This is a genomic window from Prolixibacteraceae bacterium, from assembly GCA_019720755.1.
Lineage (GTDB): Bacteria > Bacteroidota > Bacteroidia > Bacteroidales > Prolixibacteraceae > Halosquirtibacter > Halosquirtibacter laminarini.
Genome location: CP081303.1, coordinates 1,250,042 through 1,268,668 on the forward strand (window position 1 = coordinate 1,250,042; position 18,627 = coordinate 1,268,668).

At 37.0% G+C, this 18,627-nt stretch carries 17 protein-coding genes; 8 read left to right on the top strand and 9 right to left on the bottom strand.

Features of this window, described 5'->3' with window-relative positions; translation table 11 throughout:
• Positions 1-192: 192 nt before the first annotated feature.
• A complete protein-coding gene (locus K4L44_05180) occupies positions 193-1,512 on the top strand; it encodes a SusC/RagA family TonB-linked outer membrane protein (protein ID QZE15229.1) in 1,320 nt (439 codons plus the stop codon).
• On the opposite strand, the gene K4L44_05185 is transcribed toward K4L44_05180, so the two are convergent.
• Positions 1,513-2,778: a transposase gene (locus K4L44_05185; GenBank protein ID QZE15230.1), complete on the bottom strand. Its 1,266-nt coding sequence runs from the start codon at positions 2,776-2,778 to the stop codon at positions 1,513-1,515.
• A 142-nt stretch (positions 2,779-2,920) separates the two neighbouring features.
• On the opposite strand from K4L44_05185, the gene K4L44_05190 reads away from it, so the two are divergent.
• Both K4L44_05190 and K4L44_05195 read left to right on the top strand, forming a co-directional pair.
• On the top strand, positions 2,921-4,693 hold the full coding sequence (locus K4L44_05190) for a SusC/RagA family TonB-linked outer membrane protein (GenBank protein QZE15231.1): 1,773 nt from the start codon (positions 2,921-2,923) through the stop codon (positions 4,691-4,693).
• A gap of 20 nt (positions 4,694-4,713) precedes the next feature.
• On the top strand, positions 4,714-6,246 hold the full coding sequence (locus K4L44_05195; protein ID QZE15232.1) for a RagB/SusD family nutrient uptake outer membrane protein: 1,533 nt from the start codon (positions 4,714-4,716) through the stop codon (positions 6,244-6,246).
• Positions 6,247-6,708: 462 nt separating this feature from the next.
• Here the strand turns inward: K4L44_05195 and K4L44_05200 are convergent, their stop codons facing one another.
• From K4L44_05200 to K4L44_05225, 6 genes are all read right to left on the bottom strand, one after another.
• On the bottom strand, positions 6,709-7,473 hold the full coding sequence (locus K4L44_05200) for a GNAT family N-acetyltransferase (GenBank protein QZE15233.1): 765 nt from the start codon (positions 7,471-7,473) through the stop codon (positions 6,709-6,711).
• A 4-nt stretch (positions 7,474-7,477) separates the two neighbouring features.
• Entirely contained in the window at positions 7,478-7,741 is a 264-nt protein-coding gene (locus tag K4L44_05205; protein ID QZE15234.1) for a zinc ribbon domain-containing protein, read from the bottom strand.
• A gap of 2 nt (positions 7,742-7,743) precedes the next feature.
• Positions 7,744-8,601 (bottom strand): AraC family transcriptional regulator, encoded by an 858-nt coding sequence (locus K4L44_05210; protein ID QZE15235.1) that lies wholly within the window; start codon positions 8,599-8,601, stop codon positions 7,744-7,746.
• A 279-nt stretch (positions 8,602-8,880) separates the two neighbouring features.
• Positions 8,881-9,795 carry an IS3 family transposase gene (locus K4L44_05215; protein QZE15953.1) on the bottom strand — a complete coding sequence of 305 codons (915 nt, stop codon included), beginning with the start codon at positions 9,793-9,795 and terminating at the stop codon, positions 8,881-8,883.
• The gene (locus K4L44_05220; GenBank protein ID QZE15236.1) at positions 9,738-10,010 is read right to left on the bottom strand and encodes a transposase; all 273 of its coding nucleotides are present in this window, start codon (positions 10,008-10,010) and stop codon (positions 9,738-9,740) included. The genes K4L44_05215 and K4L44_05220 overlap by 58 nt, the downstream gene beginning before the upstream one ends.
• A gap of 42 nt (positions 10,011-10,052) precedes the next feature.
• Positions 10,053-10,331 carry a hypothetical protein gene (locus K4L44_05225; protein ID QZE15237.1) on the bottom strand — a complete coding sequence of 93 codons (279 nt, stop codon included), beginning with the start codon at positions 10,329-10,331 and terminating at the stop codon, positions 10,053-10,055.
• Positions 10,332-10,649: 318 nt separating this feature from the next.
• On the opposite strand from K4L44_05225, the gene K4L44_05230 reads away from it, so the two are divergent.
• The 5 genes from K4L44_05230 to K4L44_05250 all read left to right on the top strand — a co-directional run bounded on the left by K4L44_05230 (position 10,650) and on the right by K4L44_05250 (position 15,290).
• The gene (locus tag K4L44_05230; protein ID QZE15238.1) at positions 10,650-12,359 is read left to right on the top strand and encodes a sulfatase-like hydrolase/transferase; all 1,710 of its coding nucleotides are present in this window, start codon (positions 10,650-10,652) and stop codon (positions 12,357-12,359) included.
• 648 nt (positions 12,360-13,007) lie between these two features.
• Positions 13,008-13,913: a transposase gene (locus tag K4L44_05235; GenBank protein QZE15239.1), complete on the top strand. Its 906-nt coding sequence runs from the start codon at positions 13,008-13,010 to the stop codon at positions 13,911-13,913.
• 41 nt (positions 13,914-13,954) lie between these two features.
• A complete protein-coding gene (locus K4L44_05240) occupies positions 13,955-14,365 on the top strand; it encodes a DDE-type integrase/transposase/recombinase (protein QZE15240.1) in 411 nt (136 codons plus the stop codon).
• A gap of 58 nt (positions 14,366-14,423) precedes the next feature.
• The gene (locus tag K4L44_05245) at positions 14,424-14,819 is read left to right on the top strand and encodes a transposase (protein QZE15241.1); all 396 of its coding nucleotides are present in this window, start codon (positions 14,424-14,426) and stop codon (positions 14,817-14,819) included.
• 147 nt (positions 14,820-14,966) lie between these two features.
• Positions 14,967-15,290, top strand: coding sequence for a hypothetical protein (locus K4L44_05250; protein ID QZE15954.1), 324 nt, complete (start codon positions 14,967-14,969; stop codon positions 15,288-15,290).
• Positions 15,291-15,574: 284 nt separating this feature from the next.
• On the opposite strand, the gene K4L44_05255 is transcribed toward K4L44_05250, so the two are convergent.
• Together K4L44_05255 and K4L44_05260 are read right to left on the bottom strand one after the other, a co-directional pair.
• On the bottom strand, positions 15,575-16,630 hold the full coding sequence (locus tag K4L44_05255; protein ID QZE15242.1) for a hypothetical protein: 1,056 nt from the start codon (positions 16,628-16,630) through the stop codon (positions 15,575-15,577).
• 778 nt (positions 16,631-17,408) lie between these two features.
• Complete coding sequence (locus tag K4L44_05260) at positions 17,409-18,614, bottom strand: DUF4857 domain-containing protein (GenBank protein ID QZE15243.1); 1,206 nt, start codon at positions 18,612-18,614, stop codon at positions 17,409-17,411.
• Between the last annotated feature and the right edge of the window lie 13 nt (positions 18,615-18,627).

Here is an 18,627-nt window from a genome sequence, read left to right on the forward strand (position 1 = left end):
ATGTCACTATTAATGTACTTGAATACTATTCTCTAATTTTGATTTGATGGAGAATCTATACTCTTGATTATTAATGAAAAGAACCTCCCCCTATACTGTGTTTATCATGTGTGTAGAATTTTCATAAAAAGTCAGTGTAGAATAGAGGACATATCATAAAAACAACCGATATACAAACTTAGATTCAAACGTATGAAAAGACTAATTTTAGTTTTGTGTTGTCTGGCTTTCTGTATGACAGTTTTTGCACAGACCTTACAAGTATCTGGAAATATTACTGATAAGGAAGGACTACCACTTCCAGGCGTTGCAGTAATGATTAAAGGGACGACACAAGGAGCTGCCTCTAATTTCGATGGAGTATTTAGCTTAAAAGCCCCAAAAGATGCCACCCTTATTTTCTCTTTTATAGGCTTCAATAAACAAGAGATAAATGTAAATAATAGAACAAAGATAGATGTGATCCTTGAAGAGAATGTAACCTCTCTAAATGAAGTCGTTGCTATCGGTTATGGATCGATGAAGAAGAAAGATCTTACAGGTTCTGTCGCTTCTGTTAAAGCGGATGAAATCGTGAAAAATGCTGGTGCTACATTAGACCAAGGACTTCAAGGAAAAGTGGCAGGTGTTCATATCATGCAAAATAGTGCCACTCCTGGTGGTGGTGTATCAGTGCGTATTCGAGGTGTGGGTGGTTTTAACAACAGTGAGCCTCTATATGTAGTGGATGGTGTGCCAGTGAATGCGACTAGTAGCGAAGCGAGCAACCCTCTATCTTCTATCAATCCAAACGACATCGCCTCGTTAGATATCCTTAAAGATGCTGCGTCTGCTGCCATCTATGGTTCTCGTGCAGCCAATGGGGTTGTTATTATTACCACCAAAAAAGGGCAGAAAGGCGAAGGGGAGATTGCTTACAATGGATATTATGGTGTTCAGAAGGTCTCGAAAGTAATGGAGAGAATGACCGGTTCTCAGTTTGCTCAATACACCAAGGATCTTCGTGCTATTGATGGAGGTGATTACCCTTTAAACGATCCCTCCTCTTATGGAGAAGGAACTGACTGGTTTGATGCAATTACACAAGTGGCTCCTATCCAGGACCATCAGCTTTCATTTTCAGGAGCAAGCGACAAGGGTCACTTCTTTGTCTCTACAGGTTATTTAAATCAAGAGGGAACAACCAAAGGAACCTCTTTCAACCGCTTTACACTTCGTGCCAATATGGACAGAGATATCAAAGAGTGGTTAAAAATCGGAACCAATCTCAGTTATGCTGTTTCAGAACAAAAAGGTTGCGGAGGAGCACGAAATAATAATAATAGTATCATAGTCGATGCATATACTTTTTATCCTACTATTCCTACTCATGACAAAGATGGCAACTATTCTGCTACTGATAAAAACTCTCTGTACAAACCTAGAGCAAACCCTCTGTACGGCGCAGAGCGTAAAAAATATCCTTTAAGAATTAATCGTTTTATGGGGATTGGCTACCTCCCGTTTTTTTAGTCAGAAATCTAGATTGAGTCTCATTTGTCCTACGTCTACTTGTGTCTGTTTACTCTGTATTATATGTTTTGTGTAAACATTTGCCAATAAAATTTTAATTATCGTACTTATCTTATAATAGATAAAATTTCTGAGTTCAGATACCTTGTTTTTATCAAGTATCTTAATTTTGCTATCTAGCAACAACCTTAGATGCATGGACTCTAATGTGTTATAAAGGATTCCCATTGCAATGGTTAAAATTGCCAACATGCATTGCAGTCCATCAAACTTCTTTATTTGTATATTCTCTAAATCATAGCTTGATTTGATATGTCTATGGTATTCTTCTATTTTCCAACGAAAGCCATATGCTTGAAAAGCTTCACTAATAACTTCTGTTATTGTATGCTTAGGTGAATTGGTTAATAACCAACATTTCCCTCCTGATTTGCGTTTTGTAGCAACAAGCCATAGCTCAAATTCCCTCTGCTTTATTCTATATTTAACCTTAACAGCACCACACTCAAAGTTTATCTTTTTACTTTTGTTTTTGCCTCTTTTATTGGCAGTTAATTCCATGAAGAATGGAATCTTTTTCCCAATTGTAGATACAGTAGTTTCTTTGCCTTTGTATATTAATTTGGTATTCTTTTTCAATCTGATTATGAAGTTATTTTGTTGACTAACAACATAATCCTTAATAATCTGACGATCAAATCCTCGATCAAACACACAAGTTACATTCTTTGAAATAGCATTATCTACTTCTTTTAATGCTTCGATTGCTTCATTATTTTCACTCTTGGCTCCATGATCGAAACTGTACAGCTTATTATACAAAGGTGTCATCTTATTGGCCTTATCAATATGTACAACATTCATAAGCCAATAACCTAATCCAACCTTATTTTTCTCATCTCCATCTTTTACAAAATCCAGACCTTCCATGGTCTTAGCATATTTCTTTTGAATATCTGATCCATCAAATAGAATGTAGTCTCCTTCATGAATTGTATCTGACACACAATCCATATGGCCTCTAAGAAGTTTTAAAAAGAAACCTTTTTTATTGTAATGATTCCGAAGCCTTTTGGTCGTTTGTTGTTTGTCTATAGAATCCCCTATAGCTGTTGCTATTTGATTGATAATAACAGACCCTGTCTTAAGAATACCTGTTGTTATCTCGCGTGTACAACGTAATTCTGGTTTGGTTAAATGACTATTTAATTTACAAAAATATAGACTTAGTTTGTTCTGTATTTGTTTTGTAAGTATCTTGTTCATGAGCTAGGTTTTAAATGATTATGTTTACACACTTAAAATAACATTTTTAATCTAGCTTTCCTCGTTTTTATACATATATTATATTGTGAATGTCAGATACTTGCAGTAATAATACAACTTTTTTCGGGAGGTAGTCAATTTTATGGGGAATCTATTTGCTGAGTTTAAGCTCGTAAAAGATTTAACTTTCAAAACTTCTGCCTCCTATACTTATACAGGCAAATTCAACAAGAATAACAGAGACTCATTCGATTTGGGTGCTGCAGTTCAAGACTATCAAGAGGTTTCTCGTAATTTTGGGTACGGATCGAATATTCTTATAGAGAACACTCTGAACTATGATTTGTCTATTGGGAAAAGCACGATAAAGACCACTTTAGGGCAAAGTTTTCAAGAGTATGAGTCGGACAACTTAAATGTATCATCTTTTTACCAAGATAATGGACACTATATTGTAAGTGCGTATGGTGCTGAGCTTCCCCAGATCACGAACAACGTTCAAGATTATGCCATGAGCTCTTATTTTGGACGCCTCTTCTTTGATTGGGATCAGAGATTTTTGGTGACAGCCAACCTTCGTGCCGATGGATCTTCTCGCTTTGGTGAGAATAATAGATGGGGGGTATTCCCTTCTGCTTCTGCTGCGTGGCGTGTCTCTCAAGAGGAATTTTTTCCTCAAGAGGGGATCATATCTTCTTTGAAACTACGTGGTGGTTGGGGACAAGTAGGTAATAACGAGATTGGGAATTACCCTTACTCTGCTGCAATGATTTCAGGAAGTAACTATCCTTTTGGGGATACCAGCGGAGCAATTACTATTGGTGTCGCAGCCAAGTCTATCCCCAATGCTGATGTGAAGTGGGAGACAGTGACACAATATAGTTTTGGTTTCGATGCATACCTTTTTGATAACAAGTTAAGTTTGGTTGCAGAGTATTTCAATAAAAACCACTCTGATATGTTAGTGCCTGTTCAACAGTCTGGTGTGACTGGAATCTCTTCCGATTACACTCCTGGTGAGATGATTCAAAATATTGCAGAACTAAGCAATTCAGGTATTGAGTTGTCTCTAAACTATTCGAACAATATCGGAAAATGGAACTATTCTATTGGGGGTAATATCACTACTTTCAATAACGAAGTGAAAAACGTGGGTGGTAAAGGATATTACGAAACGTTCCCTTTCTTTGGTAGTTACATCATTCGTACCCAAGAAGGACACGAACTTGGTGAGTTCTATGGATATGTCAATGATGGTATTTTCCAAGTGGGAGAGGCCGAGAAATATACTTCTACTGCGGAAGATGGTACAGTGAACCGTATTCAACCTAATGCCGAAGCAGGAGACCTTCGCTTTAAAGACCTGAATAACGATGGCAAGATTGACGATCAAGACAGAGATTTTATTGGTAGTCCTGTTCCTGATTTCACTTATGCTTTGAATGCAGAGGTCAGCTATGGAAACCTTTCTTTAAGCCTTGCATTTAATGGTGTCTATGGAGTAGATATCGCAAACCTGACCAAACGTACGATGATAGACCCTACAAGTGGTGGTAACAAGATGAACTATACTCCTTGGTCTACTCAGAATCCAACAAGTCAGTATTTTAGAGCCCATCCAAACGATCCAAACAAAAATATTCGTTTCTCAGACTACTTTGTAGAGGATGGTTCATTCCTTCGTTGCTCTCTAATTCAGCTTGGTTATGAGATGCCTAAATCATTTACAAATGCCCTTCATCTATCAAGATGCCGTATCTATGGTAGTGTGAAAAATCCTTTTGTTCTCACCAACTATAGTGGCGTCGATCCAGAAGTAGGAGCAGGAAACGGAAGTAATCTAGAATCGGGTATCGATCGTTTTCTTTATCCATCCTCTCGAACTTTTACTATTGGTGTTAATATCAGTCTGTAATCTTTGTAAAATAGAATCTTATGCGATTAAAAATATATATATGCTTGGCGATGGTGATAACTTTCTGTAGTTGCTCCGACTCGTTAATCAAATTTGATAAAAATGGGCAAAATGCCGATACATATATGGAATATGCTAGTCAAGCTGAAAGTGCAGTAACGGCAGTATACGATCCATTAAGTTATTGTGGTCTATATAATTTCTCTTTTATAGTACTTGGAGAAGCCCCAACAGATAATATCTATAACCCTTGGGGAGATGGAGGATTCGGGCCTGATTTGGTCTCTATACACTTCTTTAACTGGGACAATACAAACCAATATTTTGGTAGCCGTTGGAACGCATGTTATAAAGGTATTGCACGTGCAAACTATGTCTTGGACAATATCAATAAACCTAAAGACATCTCAGATAAGGAGAAAACACAATTTGAGGGAGAAGCTCTTTTCCTTAGAGCACTTTACTACTATCACCTAGTAAGTGGGTTTGGAGATATCCCTTTATCGACGACAGTGCTAACTCCAGCACAGTCTAACACGATTCATAAAAGTCCAGCAAGCGAGGTTTGGAAACAGATCGATGCCGATTTAGTGAAGGCGGCCTCTCTTCTACCTGTGAAGTTTGACAAGAAGGAGGTTGGACATGCAACCAAAGGTGCCGCTTATGGCCTTTTAAGTCGTGTCCGCCTGTGGACAAAAGACTTTAAAGGGGCTGCTGAAGCCGCTGCGGAAGTGGAGAAATTAGGATATTCTCTTGTCTCTGCTGAAAACTTTATCCATATGTTTGATGGCAAAATGCAAAATAGCAGTGAATCTGTTTTTGAAGTACAATTTACTGGTGGTCATGGTCGCTATTGGAATAGAGAGAGAGCAGAGACCTCTGTATTACAACATTTATGGCCTCGTATCTCTTGGGGACAATATCTGCGACCTCGTAAAACATGGAAAGAGAATGGAGATATAGAATACAATATCCTTGATATTTTCGAAAAAAACGATATTCGTAGAGAAGGATCTATTCTAATTGCTGGGGTGGATAGTATCTATTATGAAGAGTTTAAAAAGAAGAGTGTTTTCCCAGACTACTCTTTATACTCTGATTTTCGTGCAGATTTAAGCCATAAAGGGGCACTGCAAACTCGTAAATTCCTATATCATAATCCACAGAATTGGAGATCTGGTGGTGCGAATTTCTCTAAAGGATCTGCCATTAATATTCCAGTGATCCGCTATGCTGAGGTAATCCTAAATAGAGCGGAAGCCTTAGCGATGCAAGGAGGAAAAACGCAAGAAGCATGGAATGAGTTGAAGAAGATCAGAGATCGTGCTGGTTTATCTATGGCTACAATTAGCAATAGCGATAATGATGCATTAATTGCACAAATTAAAAAAGATCGACGCATCGAACTTCTTTTTGAAGGACATCGTTGGGGCGATCTAAAACGATGGGATGAACTAAATACCCTAGTGGATGCGGGGATGAAATTTAAGAAAGAGTTCACCAACTGGCCTATTCCATTAAATGAGATAAGTATCAATCCAAATCTGAAGTAGTAGGTCTATTTAATATAAACTAATATCAAGTTGGCTAAACGGATATTTAGGGGTGTCCAAAAATGGATGCCCCTTTTAATTATAGATGTGACGATTTGTTGGTGCCATTGTTTTGTATCATTGCTTTATGATATTGTCGCAAGGAGGGCAAACACATGGGTTTGCAGCTATCACGTCGTATTTGTATGGTTCATATACAATTATGTAGTGTTGTTATTGTGCTTCGAAATATGGTCCCTGTGCTTCGACAAATGGTCCCTGAGCTTGTCGAAGGGCAGTAACCTAATATCGAAGGGCTTCGAGATTGCACGAGACTTCGTGCAATACACGTTATGTCAATAGTATCCAATATATTGATGCAACAGACGGAAGCAGGAGCTTCCTTATTCCCAGGAATTGACGCATCGATGGTTTGATGCAACATTTGTGGTTGTGGAAATTTGTGGCTCCTTTCCCTTTGTATCATTGCTTCATGATCTTATCAAACCTACTATCCATACAGACACTGATGTCGGTAGTGACAAACTGCCCCCGATAAAACAGACTAAATATCGTGGCAGGGGTAGGAGCACTTTGTGCTTGCTCTAAGCACTCTATCTTTATGATACGAAGCGAGAGATTACGATTCTGTGTACTCTCAACCAAAGAACGGTTTACATGATACTCCGTAAATGGACATCGATTGCTATAATATACGGTGATATCCTCTCTGCTATGGAGTTCTGTTTGCTGGACACTTGAACCGAAAGAGGGGGTGATACCATCGGAGTCAAACTTCAGACAGAGAAGGCTAAAGCCACTTGGAAGTCTCTCTACCTCTTCAAACCCCTGACGTAGCAACCATTTGGTATCACTCATAAAATGAAACTTCTTAGTCCCTACGATAGTAACCAAACCTGCTCTATTTTGACTTCTAGCATCCTCTATAGCATCCTGAAGCAACCTTTTAGCATATCCTTGGCCTTTATATCTTCCCGACACCCAAAAGCAATGGATATGAATAAAATTAGGTGCCACAATAGGAGCCCATGCACGTTCTGCAGGACCATACTCCATAAAGACCTTAGCTCTAGCATCCAATCGACGAAACACATAGCCGTGTTGCAACTCCTGCTTGAGCCACTCTCTCTTTTTTTGATATCCCTCTTGACATTTTTTATCCGAAATAGCACAACATATATGCTCTTGGTCTATGTTCTCTGGAGTCAGTGTGATAAATTCTTCCATAAGTCTACTCTTTTTTCCACCGTTCTAACTTCATTAAACTTCTTTTATTCATCATCAGCTTGGATACCCAACGCCATCTCCCTGATGCTACCATGGCATCCACTGTCACGTCAATAAAATCATCCAGTGTCCCTTCAAACTTAAATGCCCCTTGTTCGTAACAGTAGCTACAGTAGTATGTGCTTTTTTGACTATTGATCTCTGTTCCACCACCTTGAGTATCTTTAGCCATTGGCATATGGCAACTTTGACAAAATTTATTTTTCATAACTATTGAATTGGGATATATATTTCAGTTAATAATTCCTCTTTTTTCACCCGATCAGGATGGTTCAGATACTTTTCATAAGAGACACTATCACGTAGTGTCACACCACTTTGTGGAAGCCAACCATAATAGATGTCGTGATACATCTGGGCAATCTGGTTATAGGAACCATGTAATGTAAATACTGCAAATTTACCTTCGTCTAGAGCATAAGTCCCAATCTCTCCCTCCATTTCTACAGACTCCTCAATGGAGTAACATGCATAAAAGCGACATTGTTCCCCTTTGGTAATATTTGGATCATCAAAACTCAATCCAATAGCTTCTGTTCTTTGATTAAAAAGATGATTCGAATGCATATAGCTTCCCAGTCGCCCCCAGGCCTGTTTGTAAGCTTCTGGAGCACCATATTGGTCAATGATACGGAGATAAACCAAGGATATCTTTTTCTCATGACGAATTGTTGGGTGTAGTATATTACACGGTTTCTTTACCTCTCTTTTTGAATTGAAAAAGGTCTCGATGTTGCGGAAAGCAGTAGGAGTGACCCCAAAATGTCTCTTGAAAGCCTTAGATAATGCTTGTTGGTTATTATACCCCACCTTCTCCGCAATTTCAGTAAGGGTATGATTCGAGACACGAAGATATCCTGCGGCACTCTCTATTCGTACTCTAAGAATATAGGAACCAAGAGACTCTCCAATAAAGGCCTTAAATATACGATGAAAATGATACTCCGAAATATTTGCAACTTCAGCCAGACTCTTTAGATCTATAGGTTGCCTTATATGTATTTGGATATAGTCTATGGTTTTATTTATAGACTCATGGTATCGACTATTTGTACACTTCTTCATCATGTCATTGTTTCTGAATACAAATATAACCAGAGTATTTTGTAGCTCACTTATCCATTCTTGCTATTTTGAATGAAATCATATGAACAATAGGTAATAAGATTAAGTTTACCATATTTAAGTTGTTTGTGATCCCTTAAGAGAAGTGGTTCTAGTGCTTGTAGAAATGAGGTTGTTGATCCCTTCGACAAGCTCAGTGACCACATGTCGAGGGTCTTCGAGATTGCACGAGATTTCGTGCAATACATGCCATGGATATGCAACAAAATATCGGACAATTAATTAAGCCACATTAAAATATTTCTGTTTCCCAAATTCGAGAGGAGTCAAATAACCAAGTGTTGCATGTCTTCTCTGTCTATTGTACCAAATTTCGATGAATTCAATTATGTCTATCTTAGCATGGAAATGAGAGTGGTAGTGTTTATGATCAATCATTTCTGATTTGATAATTTTAAAGAAACTTTCTGCAACTGCATTATCCCAGCAGTTTCCTTTTCTGCTCATACTTTGTTTTATTCGATCTTTAACTAACTCATCTCGGAATACTTTTGCTGTATATTGTACACCTCTGTCGGAATGAAAAATCATACCTGGCTTGTTATCACGGTTTATTTTATCCATCCTCCATGCTTTAATGATTGTACACTCCGTGGTCATATTATCTGAAAGAGACCATCCTATTACTTTTCGATCAAAAAGGTCTATTACCGTTGTTAAATAAAGCCACCCTTGGTCTGTTGGAACATAAGTTATATCAGAGACCCAAACTTTTGATGGTTCGTCAGGTGAAAACTTTCGATCCAAGTGGTTGTCTGATATTATATTTGAATGATTAGAATCAGTTGTTTGTACCTTATATTTCTTATTTACAATACTTTTAATGGATTCTTTTTTCATTATTCTAGCAACTCTATTTCTTGAAGTAACAACGCCTTGTACTCTTAATTCTGCTGTAATTTTATGACTGCCATATCGGTATTTAGATTGTTCGTATATTTCTCGAATACGAATAGTATCCTCCTTTATAGCAATGGATCTAGGAGCTTCTTCTCTTGATAACCAATCATAAAAACCACTTCGACTCACTTGCACAACACGGCACATATCCTCGACAGTAAATTCGTTGTTAAACGTTGCTATAAATTTATATTTGTGCTGTCGCTCTTGGAGAATATGCTCACTGCCTTTTTTAATATATCTTGCTCTATTTGTGTTTTACGAAGTTCTGCCTTTAGTTCAGTAACTTCTTCTTGTTCAGCAGTACGAACAGGATTACCGTTTCCCTTAAAACTATTCTCTTTGGCTTGAGTCTGCTCACGAACCCATCGATATACCATTCTTCTATCAAGATCCATATCCGAAGCAGCCTCACTTGTTGATTTGCCACTAAGACAGAGGTTAACAACCATTGTCTTGAATTCTTTGTCGTAACGTTTTCTTTTTTTTTATTGTCATGTTGTAAAGATAAGTGCTTTATCTAATTGTCCGAACAAATGTAGCACATCCAACCGTTGTAATATTAAAATCTTGAACATTAGTATTGGGCAATGTGATGAAGCTCCTGCATTACTCTTCCAGTCTTTTTCATAAATAAGTTCCAATTTCGGACGAAAAATTTCCCAATTGATAATGCTATTTAATTGCTCCAATGGATCTCCCATTTGCTGTAATATTTCTGGCCTAAGAATGTCATTGTATAAAATATCGTTATCTATAGTTTTATGTCTCATAGTTCGAAATATCTTAATTATGACAACAATGAGCCAGTTTATAATACTAGATAATAGTCTGTTAGCACAGAGAGATACTCTGAGTTATGATGACAATGAGCCATTTTATAATGTTAAGTATGAGTTAATTGATCCTGAACGGTTATTGTAAAATTGGTTTTGGCTTATAATTATGTATAACTTAGTCTCATTCTCTTATACCTCATCCCCAAATGGTGTTACAGTATTTGAGAGGCATAACTAAATAAAATGAACAAATAGATGAAGAAGTAGCTTCTTCTTATAAAAATTAATAAACCATAAAATAGACACAATCAGATGAATTTAATGAAGAACTTTGTTCCGATGCTTTTGCTCGGGGCAGTGGGATGTAACAAATCTACTGAACCGGCCAAACAACGTCCCAATGTAATCGTGATCTTGACCGATGACATGGGTTACCAAGATGTGGGTTTCAATGGGTGTAAAGATATTCCTACTCCCAATATAGATAGAGTAGCCAACGAAGGGGTCTGTTTTACCAATGGATATGTTTCGTATAGTGTTTGTGGACCTAGTAGGGCGGGGCTTCTAACGGGTCGTTATCAAGAACGATTTGGTTTTGGTCGCAATCCGCTGTTTACTCCCAATGATTCGAATCAAGGGGTTCCTTTAAGCGAAGAGATGATTCCTGCTACCTTAAAAAGAGAGGGGTATCGATCGATGGCTCTTGGTAAGTGGCATTTGGGAACGACACCAGAACTACATCCACGTAGTCGAGGATTTGATGAGTTTTTTGGCTTTCTTGGTGGAGGGCATATGTATTTCCCAAAGAACCTAAACTTAGATGACTATCTGGATGTCAATTCGCAATCTGCAACTTATAGAACGAAGATTCTTCATAATGGGGAACGTGTAAGAGAGAAAGTGTATCTAACGGATGCCTTCTCAAGAGAGGCAGTCTCTTTTATCGATAAATCATCAAAAGAGCCATTCTTTCTATATTTAGCCTATAATGCACCTCATATGCCGCTTCAGGTAACCAAGAAATATCTGGATCGTTTTTCCCATATCAAAAATCGCAGACGTCGTAAGTATGCTGCAATGGTTAGTGCTGTTGATGATGGGGTTGGGAACATTCTCGCAAAACTTAAAGAGAAGGGCATAGAGGACAATACTATTGTTTTCTTCCTCTCAGATAATGGTGGTCCAGAAAAGTATAATGCTTCCAATAATGGAGTGCTGCGCGACGGAAAACGTTCTTTATACGAAGGGGGAGTACATGTGCCTTTTGCCATGAGGTGGCCTGCACAGATCAAAGGGGGACAGGTATATAATAAACCTGTTATTTCATTGGATATCTTCGCTACTGCAGTGGCTTATTCTGGAGCCAAACCAAAGAACCCATTGGATGGGGTAAATATTGTTCCTTATATTACGGGAGAGAAGAAAGGGACGCCTCATGAGCAGTTGGCATGGAGAACTTTTGATACCGGTTCTTATGCTTTGCGTTGTGGAGATAAAAAGATCATCAAAGTAGGAGACCAACCGCAAGAGATTTATAATTTAAAGCAGGATATTGGAGAGACTACTCCTTTAGATAATGTTTCGGATCAAGAAAGAAGTGCTTTAAAGGATCGTGTTGATAGTTGGCAATCAGAACTAAAAGATCCTGTTTTCATCGGACTCCATCATGGCGACGAGTATGACAAACTACATCCCGAACGTTGGGTATATAAAAAGAGAATAGGAAATACCTACTATATCGATCCAGTGAATGGAAGTGATGACAACAGAGGGTTTAACAAGGAGACTGCGTTGAAAAGTTTTGATCGTTTTAAGAGGGTCATTTTACTTCCTGGAGATACGGTAAAAGTTAAGTATGATGCAAACATCTTAACCTCGATCTCTTTCAAAGATGTTCAAGGGAAAGCAGGCAATCCTATTGTATTCACCCATTATGGTTTTCCAAAGGGTGCAAAAAAAGATAGTTCGGCTTTGAATAAAATCTTATCTCCTCACGGAAAATATATAGAGATCATTCGCTAAGTGAGTCGCGTTTATAGTATTTTTTAGATGGGCAAATTGAACGATTTGCCCATCGTTGCAATATGGGGCTGTTTAGACAAATACGGTAAAGTTATCGGAGCTTTTTTGATTTACTATGCTTGTCTTTTTTTTCGTCGACAACCGTTTCTTTTGATTATTAGACTTTTGTTGAAATTAATGATGTGAACACAATGTGTTACCCTAAAATGTCCTCTCAAAATCGGCTTATAGAATTAAATATACTCATTAAGAGTAAGCGTTTGGTGATTCACTTTTTTCGTATCTCTTACTCTCAATACTTCAGTAGTTTTTAGGCAACACTAGTCCCACATAATCGTATCTCTTTGACCACCTTTTGTAATTTCTTTAAGTTTGCACTTACACTAAACTTATACAGGGCTTGTTCATGAAATTTAAGCAGCGAAGACATTGTGTGTTTTATCAGTATTGTGCACAAGTTCTTCTTTTAAAATATTCAAGTTATTGTAGCTGTTTATTTTCATTAACTTACTGCATATAAATAATGCGAATCAAGAGTTGGATTTCATATCTAACCAAGTGGTTTAATTGCCTATATATTAGACATTTATATTGTTTTTATCCTTGAAAATCAGTATCTTATAGTTGTTTTCAAAGCGACTTTAAAATATGATAATCAAGGATAAGGACTTCAATTTAATAAAAATATACGATCTAATTTGTTATTATTTCGATGAGTTAAGATATTATTGTGAACGATTTAGTAACAATAACTCCCCTTGCTTTACTGATCAAGAGGTGATGACAATATATCTTTTTGGTGTTCAATATCAAGAATACACCAAGATAAATCAGATTCATAAATTTGCATGTGATTACTTGTCTGACTGGTTTCCAAATTTAGGATCTTATCAAGCATTTTGTAATCGCCTTAATTGTTTAGGTGGAGCTTTTACAAGATTGTCTGAGTTATTACTTGAAGACACTCAGCCTAATGATTGTATTATCGATCAATGTTTATTTGATTCGATGCCAATTATAACGTGTTCTGGCAAACGAAAAGGCAAGGTGGCCAATGAAGTAACCAATAAAGGCTATTGCTCTACGAAAGGAGTTTACTATTATGGCATGAAGCTTCATATGCTGGGGATAAGACGACAAGATGCTTTACCATTTCCAGAGCAAGTCCTTTTTACCCCTGCATCTGTGAACGATATTGTCGTTTACAAGGAGAGATGGTCAGAGATGCGGAACAGAACCTTCTTCGGAGATAAAATTTACATGCATAATGAATTTAACCAACAAGTGAGGAATCAGTATAATTCAGAAATGTTGACACCTATTAAGGCAATAAAAGGGATGCCCTTGATAATCAAACAAAGAATAAAAGCAGCAGATGATTTGTATAATAGAGCTGTATCTAAAATTAGACAACCTATTGAAGCAATGTTCTCTTGGCTAATCGAAAAAACAGATATACAAAGAGCTAGTAAAGTAAGGTCTACAAAAGGATTAATGGTACATGCATTCGGTAAACTAACTGCAACATTTCTTAATTATGTTTTGAACCCTTGATTCGCATTACATATATTCCACTTCAAAAAGGTTTTATGTACATGACAGCAATTATTGATGTTTTTAGTCGATATATTGTAGGTTGGAATTTATCAAACTCTCTTGATGCATCTGTAAGTATAGATGTTGTAAAGAATGCAGTAGAGAAGTATGGTAAGCCTGAAATACTTAATAGTGATCAAGGTAGTCAGTTTACTTCAGAAGCTTATTTAAATATATTAAAAGAGTATTGTATCGCCATAAGTGTGGACAGTAAAGGTAGAGCTCTGGATAACATCTATATCGAACGGTTTTGGAGAACAATCAAATATGATTACATTTATATCAATCCACCTTCTGATGGAATAGCCTTATACAAAGGTATACAGAATTGGTTAGAACATTACCATTACAGAGCACACCAAGGAATTAATAGAAAAAAACCATTTGAGCTCTATAGTAAAGTGGCATAATACATTAATTGTTTATGAAAGTTGGTTCAGTAAATCGAGGGTATTATACTATAAAGCCATGAAATTAAAGAGAGAATCAGCCAAGAACCAATATCCTTTAAAAGAAAAATCAATATTTAAAGAACAGCTTTTATTACTGTTGAAAAATGACGAGTATGACGATCAGCTAGATGAGATCAAGACATTACGGAGTCGATTAATTAAAAGGATTGATAGTGTGTTTACTTTCTTAGAGTATTACGAAGTTTCTTTTGACAACAATGCATCCGAAAGGTCAATACGTAATATTAAAATAAAACAAAAAGTATCTGCAGGTTATCGAACAGAAGAAGGAGCCCAAAGGTATGCCATGTTACGCTCTATTGTTGATACACTTAAAAAACAAGGAAAGAGTGTCGTGAGAATGATTGCTCATTGGTTATCTCAAAACCATCTTAAGGTCAGTTGGCAATAAAATAATTTACACATTATATATTTTCTGAACCTCCATTCTTTAGCGAATGGAGGCTAAACTATAAATGAAGCTGAGTAGTTACGTTTTAAGTTCTTAGGTTTTACGTTTCGTAATGATAAAGATCTTTATGGACGAGATCTCCGGTATATAAATATTGTACCGAACTCTGATTCAGAAAAAAAGCTACGAGGGAAAATATCAGATTATTTAAAAAGGCATGGACATAAAAACCCCACGGAGTTGGTACGAAGACTAAATAGCTTAGTGAGAGGCTGGATTAATTACTATGAAATAAGAGGAGTTACGAATACCTCATTAAGTAAGCGCAAGTTGCGATACTACTTAAGTCAGAAACTGTTTCGATATTATCGACGTAAAAGTCAACGAAAATGTAGGCATTATGGACCTAATGCCTTTGAGACATTAGTTCGTTACTACGGATTAATCGATCCTACCCAATACCATCCTTGATGACCTTATTTGTGAATGCTTTAGACGAAATATACAGGAAAGCCGTATGCGGGAAAACCGCACGTACGGATTGATGAGGGGGCTGGAGTGCATCTATTATTGCACTCACAGCTCTACTCTACTGGACATAATTGGTCCCTGAGCTTGTCGAAGGGCTCAGGGACCACCTGTCGAAGGGCTTTGTGTCTTTGCGACTTCGTGGTTCTTTTCCTAAGTCAAGCTTACCATTTTACCATTGGATGTTTAAGCTCTAATAGTTTAGGAAAAATCCGTTTGATATTAAACTATCGTTTGATAGGCCAGTGAAGTCCAAACTTAACTCCAACACGAAATTCATATAGTTGATGCAACGCTTTATAGTGATTCTCTTTAATGGTTCCATATTCTGTCCACCCACCTAATGCAAACAGATGAAAATTATCCTTTTCCCAAGGGTGAAGTTCCAAAAACATCAACATTTGCTGCTTAAAGCCTGTTTGGTTGGCTTCCACAAAACGAAATTTTTTGTCCGTCCCATTATCTATGTAATTGGGGATATATTTAAATCCAGGTCGAATCAATCCATGTCTCCATATACATTGAATGGGGGCAGCCACCACTCGCACCTTTTGAGGTGCAAAACCCGGTAGCCCGTTGTCTATTCCGAAATCTGTATCCATCAGGATATGTGGTAGATTCCAGTGCAGTCCGATCTTCGATGAGTAGCGCTCAAAATTGTCCTTCGAGTATCCAGCAAAGTTTAAACGAGTTTGGATGAGACCTTTTCCAATATCGCCAGCCCAATAAAAGTTGAGAAGGAGTGGGTTTGTATTGCTTTTAGCTTCTACTCTAGATAGATCCCCATTTAAAATTTGGACTCCAAACTCCTGTAGTCCGATGCGATGAGATATTCTAAGTCCTGTTTTCCATACAGGAAAACCACAACTAAGTTCAGAATATGAATATACATCTCCTGGAAGATAAAATGCTTCATAAATCCCATTTAATACAGGTTGCTTTCCGATTACAAAAGACCAATGATTATAATCATACCCGATAAGTAGCATGTTGATGTGTGTGCTAACTCCCCCCTCACGGTTTAAATAGCCAGTAAACTCTTGCCTATAAAAACCATACAAATTGTTCGATAATCTCACGTCTGCATACATAATGAAGCCCTGCATCGAGTACTCAGACTGACGAACTTTATTATCTTGTTGGTTTACTGGTGTGTTTCCATATTCCAACCGCCCATCAAAATTAAGATCAAATTTGTCAATTTCAATGTTTTTTTGGGCATATGATGCCCTGATTGATACTACCATAAGTAGAGTCAATACCAAGATTCCCTTTAGTTTCATTTCAGATTAAGTTACGTTATAATATATAGTCCAAACATGTATGAGTCAATTATCCTAATTATCCCCCCATTGAAATGAAAATTGAACAACCCTACATGATTGGACTATTATACTGTTAATTAAAAATTAAAGGTAATTTTCATAAATTAACATCCAATATTGTTGATAGGCAAATATTGACAAGTTGTAATAAAAGTGTTATAATTTAACTATATATTATAAAATTGAAGAATATTCGAAAACAGGACTTATAGTCTAAAATAGATTTTTAGTCGAAAAATGTTTGTTGTGTGTCGATTAATGGACTCTATTGATCTTTGAAAATGTGGTAGTTGTCTGTGGATAATGTTATAAATGCCATTCGGTTTTTCTAAATTGATTGTTTTTTATGAATTAAGTAGGTGAAATTGTAGGAGCTGTAAGGGGACACTGGCAAGTCGGAGAAGTGAATTGTATTGGTGATACTCATCTCGGATAAGACAGACTAAAGTGACTAGTTTATGAATTGAATAGAAACAATCTCTTCTATTATTTCTATGTAGAGGAGATAAAAAATATAAATAATAGCAAACACAAAGTCTTTAGAGACGAACTTGTTTACAACACAGTGAAAGCATAGGATCTGTTCGTTACTTAAATACCTTGAGCAGTTCTTGCTATATAATAAAAGAGGATGTCCTTTGGGGACATCCTACCAAATTGATTCTGAAATATATATTTAAGACTATATCTATGAGATTATAAGTTGTGCAATAATGGATAGAATACAGCTCTAGAGTTATCTATTGAAAAGTAAAGATGCACAGAAACCAAATATCCCAGTTAAACAGGTCCAAACGATATTCTCTTTTTTTCGTCCTTTGTAAATTAGAAACATAATGAATGCAAAAAAGACATTTCCGACCAAAGCCCATCTACTGCCTAAATAAAATACAGGTTTTATAAAGGAAGAGTATGGAGAGGTAAAGTCCAAGGAGAATGGGAATAAGTACTTTGTGAAACTCCCTTTTGTCTTCGGATTTGTCTCTGTATATTGGTCCACAATACGATTGTCTGTTGTAGAAATCGCGATATTTTCCTTTCCATTTCGAGAGATTACACTGACACACCAATAGAGCGGATTGGCCATAATAGAGAGATGGTTTGTCTCAGGATCAAATTTAGGGATTGGAATGGCATGAAATTGATATTGATTGGAGGTTAAAGAGTAAAGTTCGCCTTTCGTTCCAAATATAAAAGCATAAAAGCTCCTATCTGCTGGTTCTTGTGTCTCAATAAATAGCGGTGTGAGTCCATCTGGTATCGAAATCTTTCGAACAAATGGCTTCCCATTAACCATCTTTAGGTGAAACAGTTGATTTTGTCGATCCAAGATGAAATAGCCCTCCTCATAGGGTTTTCTTGGGTTTGGATTTCCTGCAAATTGTCTTGGAGGAAAACAGAAACCGTGAGATTCTAGAGCTTGTTGAAACTTTCTACTTTTTACCAGATCAACATCGCCACTATTGGGACGTAAGAACTCAATTTTATCTGTAATGCGAAACATGTCGCCAGGCATCTCCAATCGTACGCGCCCCGATATCGATTCAAAGAGTGTATATAGTGGGATTTGAGGTCTATTCTTCTCTTTGGGGCTATAGTTGTAGTTGAAGGTTTTTAAATTGATTCTATCTGGAGTGATCTCTTGACCATCAATTTTTTCAGGCATACGTCCATCAGCCAAGAGTTGTCGACAGAAGAATAGAGGTAAGATGCTATCGAACTCAGATTGGGAATACTCTTTGCCTGTCACCACATTGCGTCGAACCAATCGTTCTTCTTTCTCATTGAATAGGACTGTACAGAATGCATGGTCCACAGAACTGTAGTAAGAGAAGACATTACTAGGTGCTTTGTCATAGACTAAGTGGTAGGTGTATGGCATGGCCCATGATAGAATCACAGTGGTAATGATAATGATAAGGTATCGAATATTTTTCATCATTTATAAATATTGG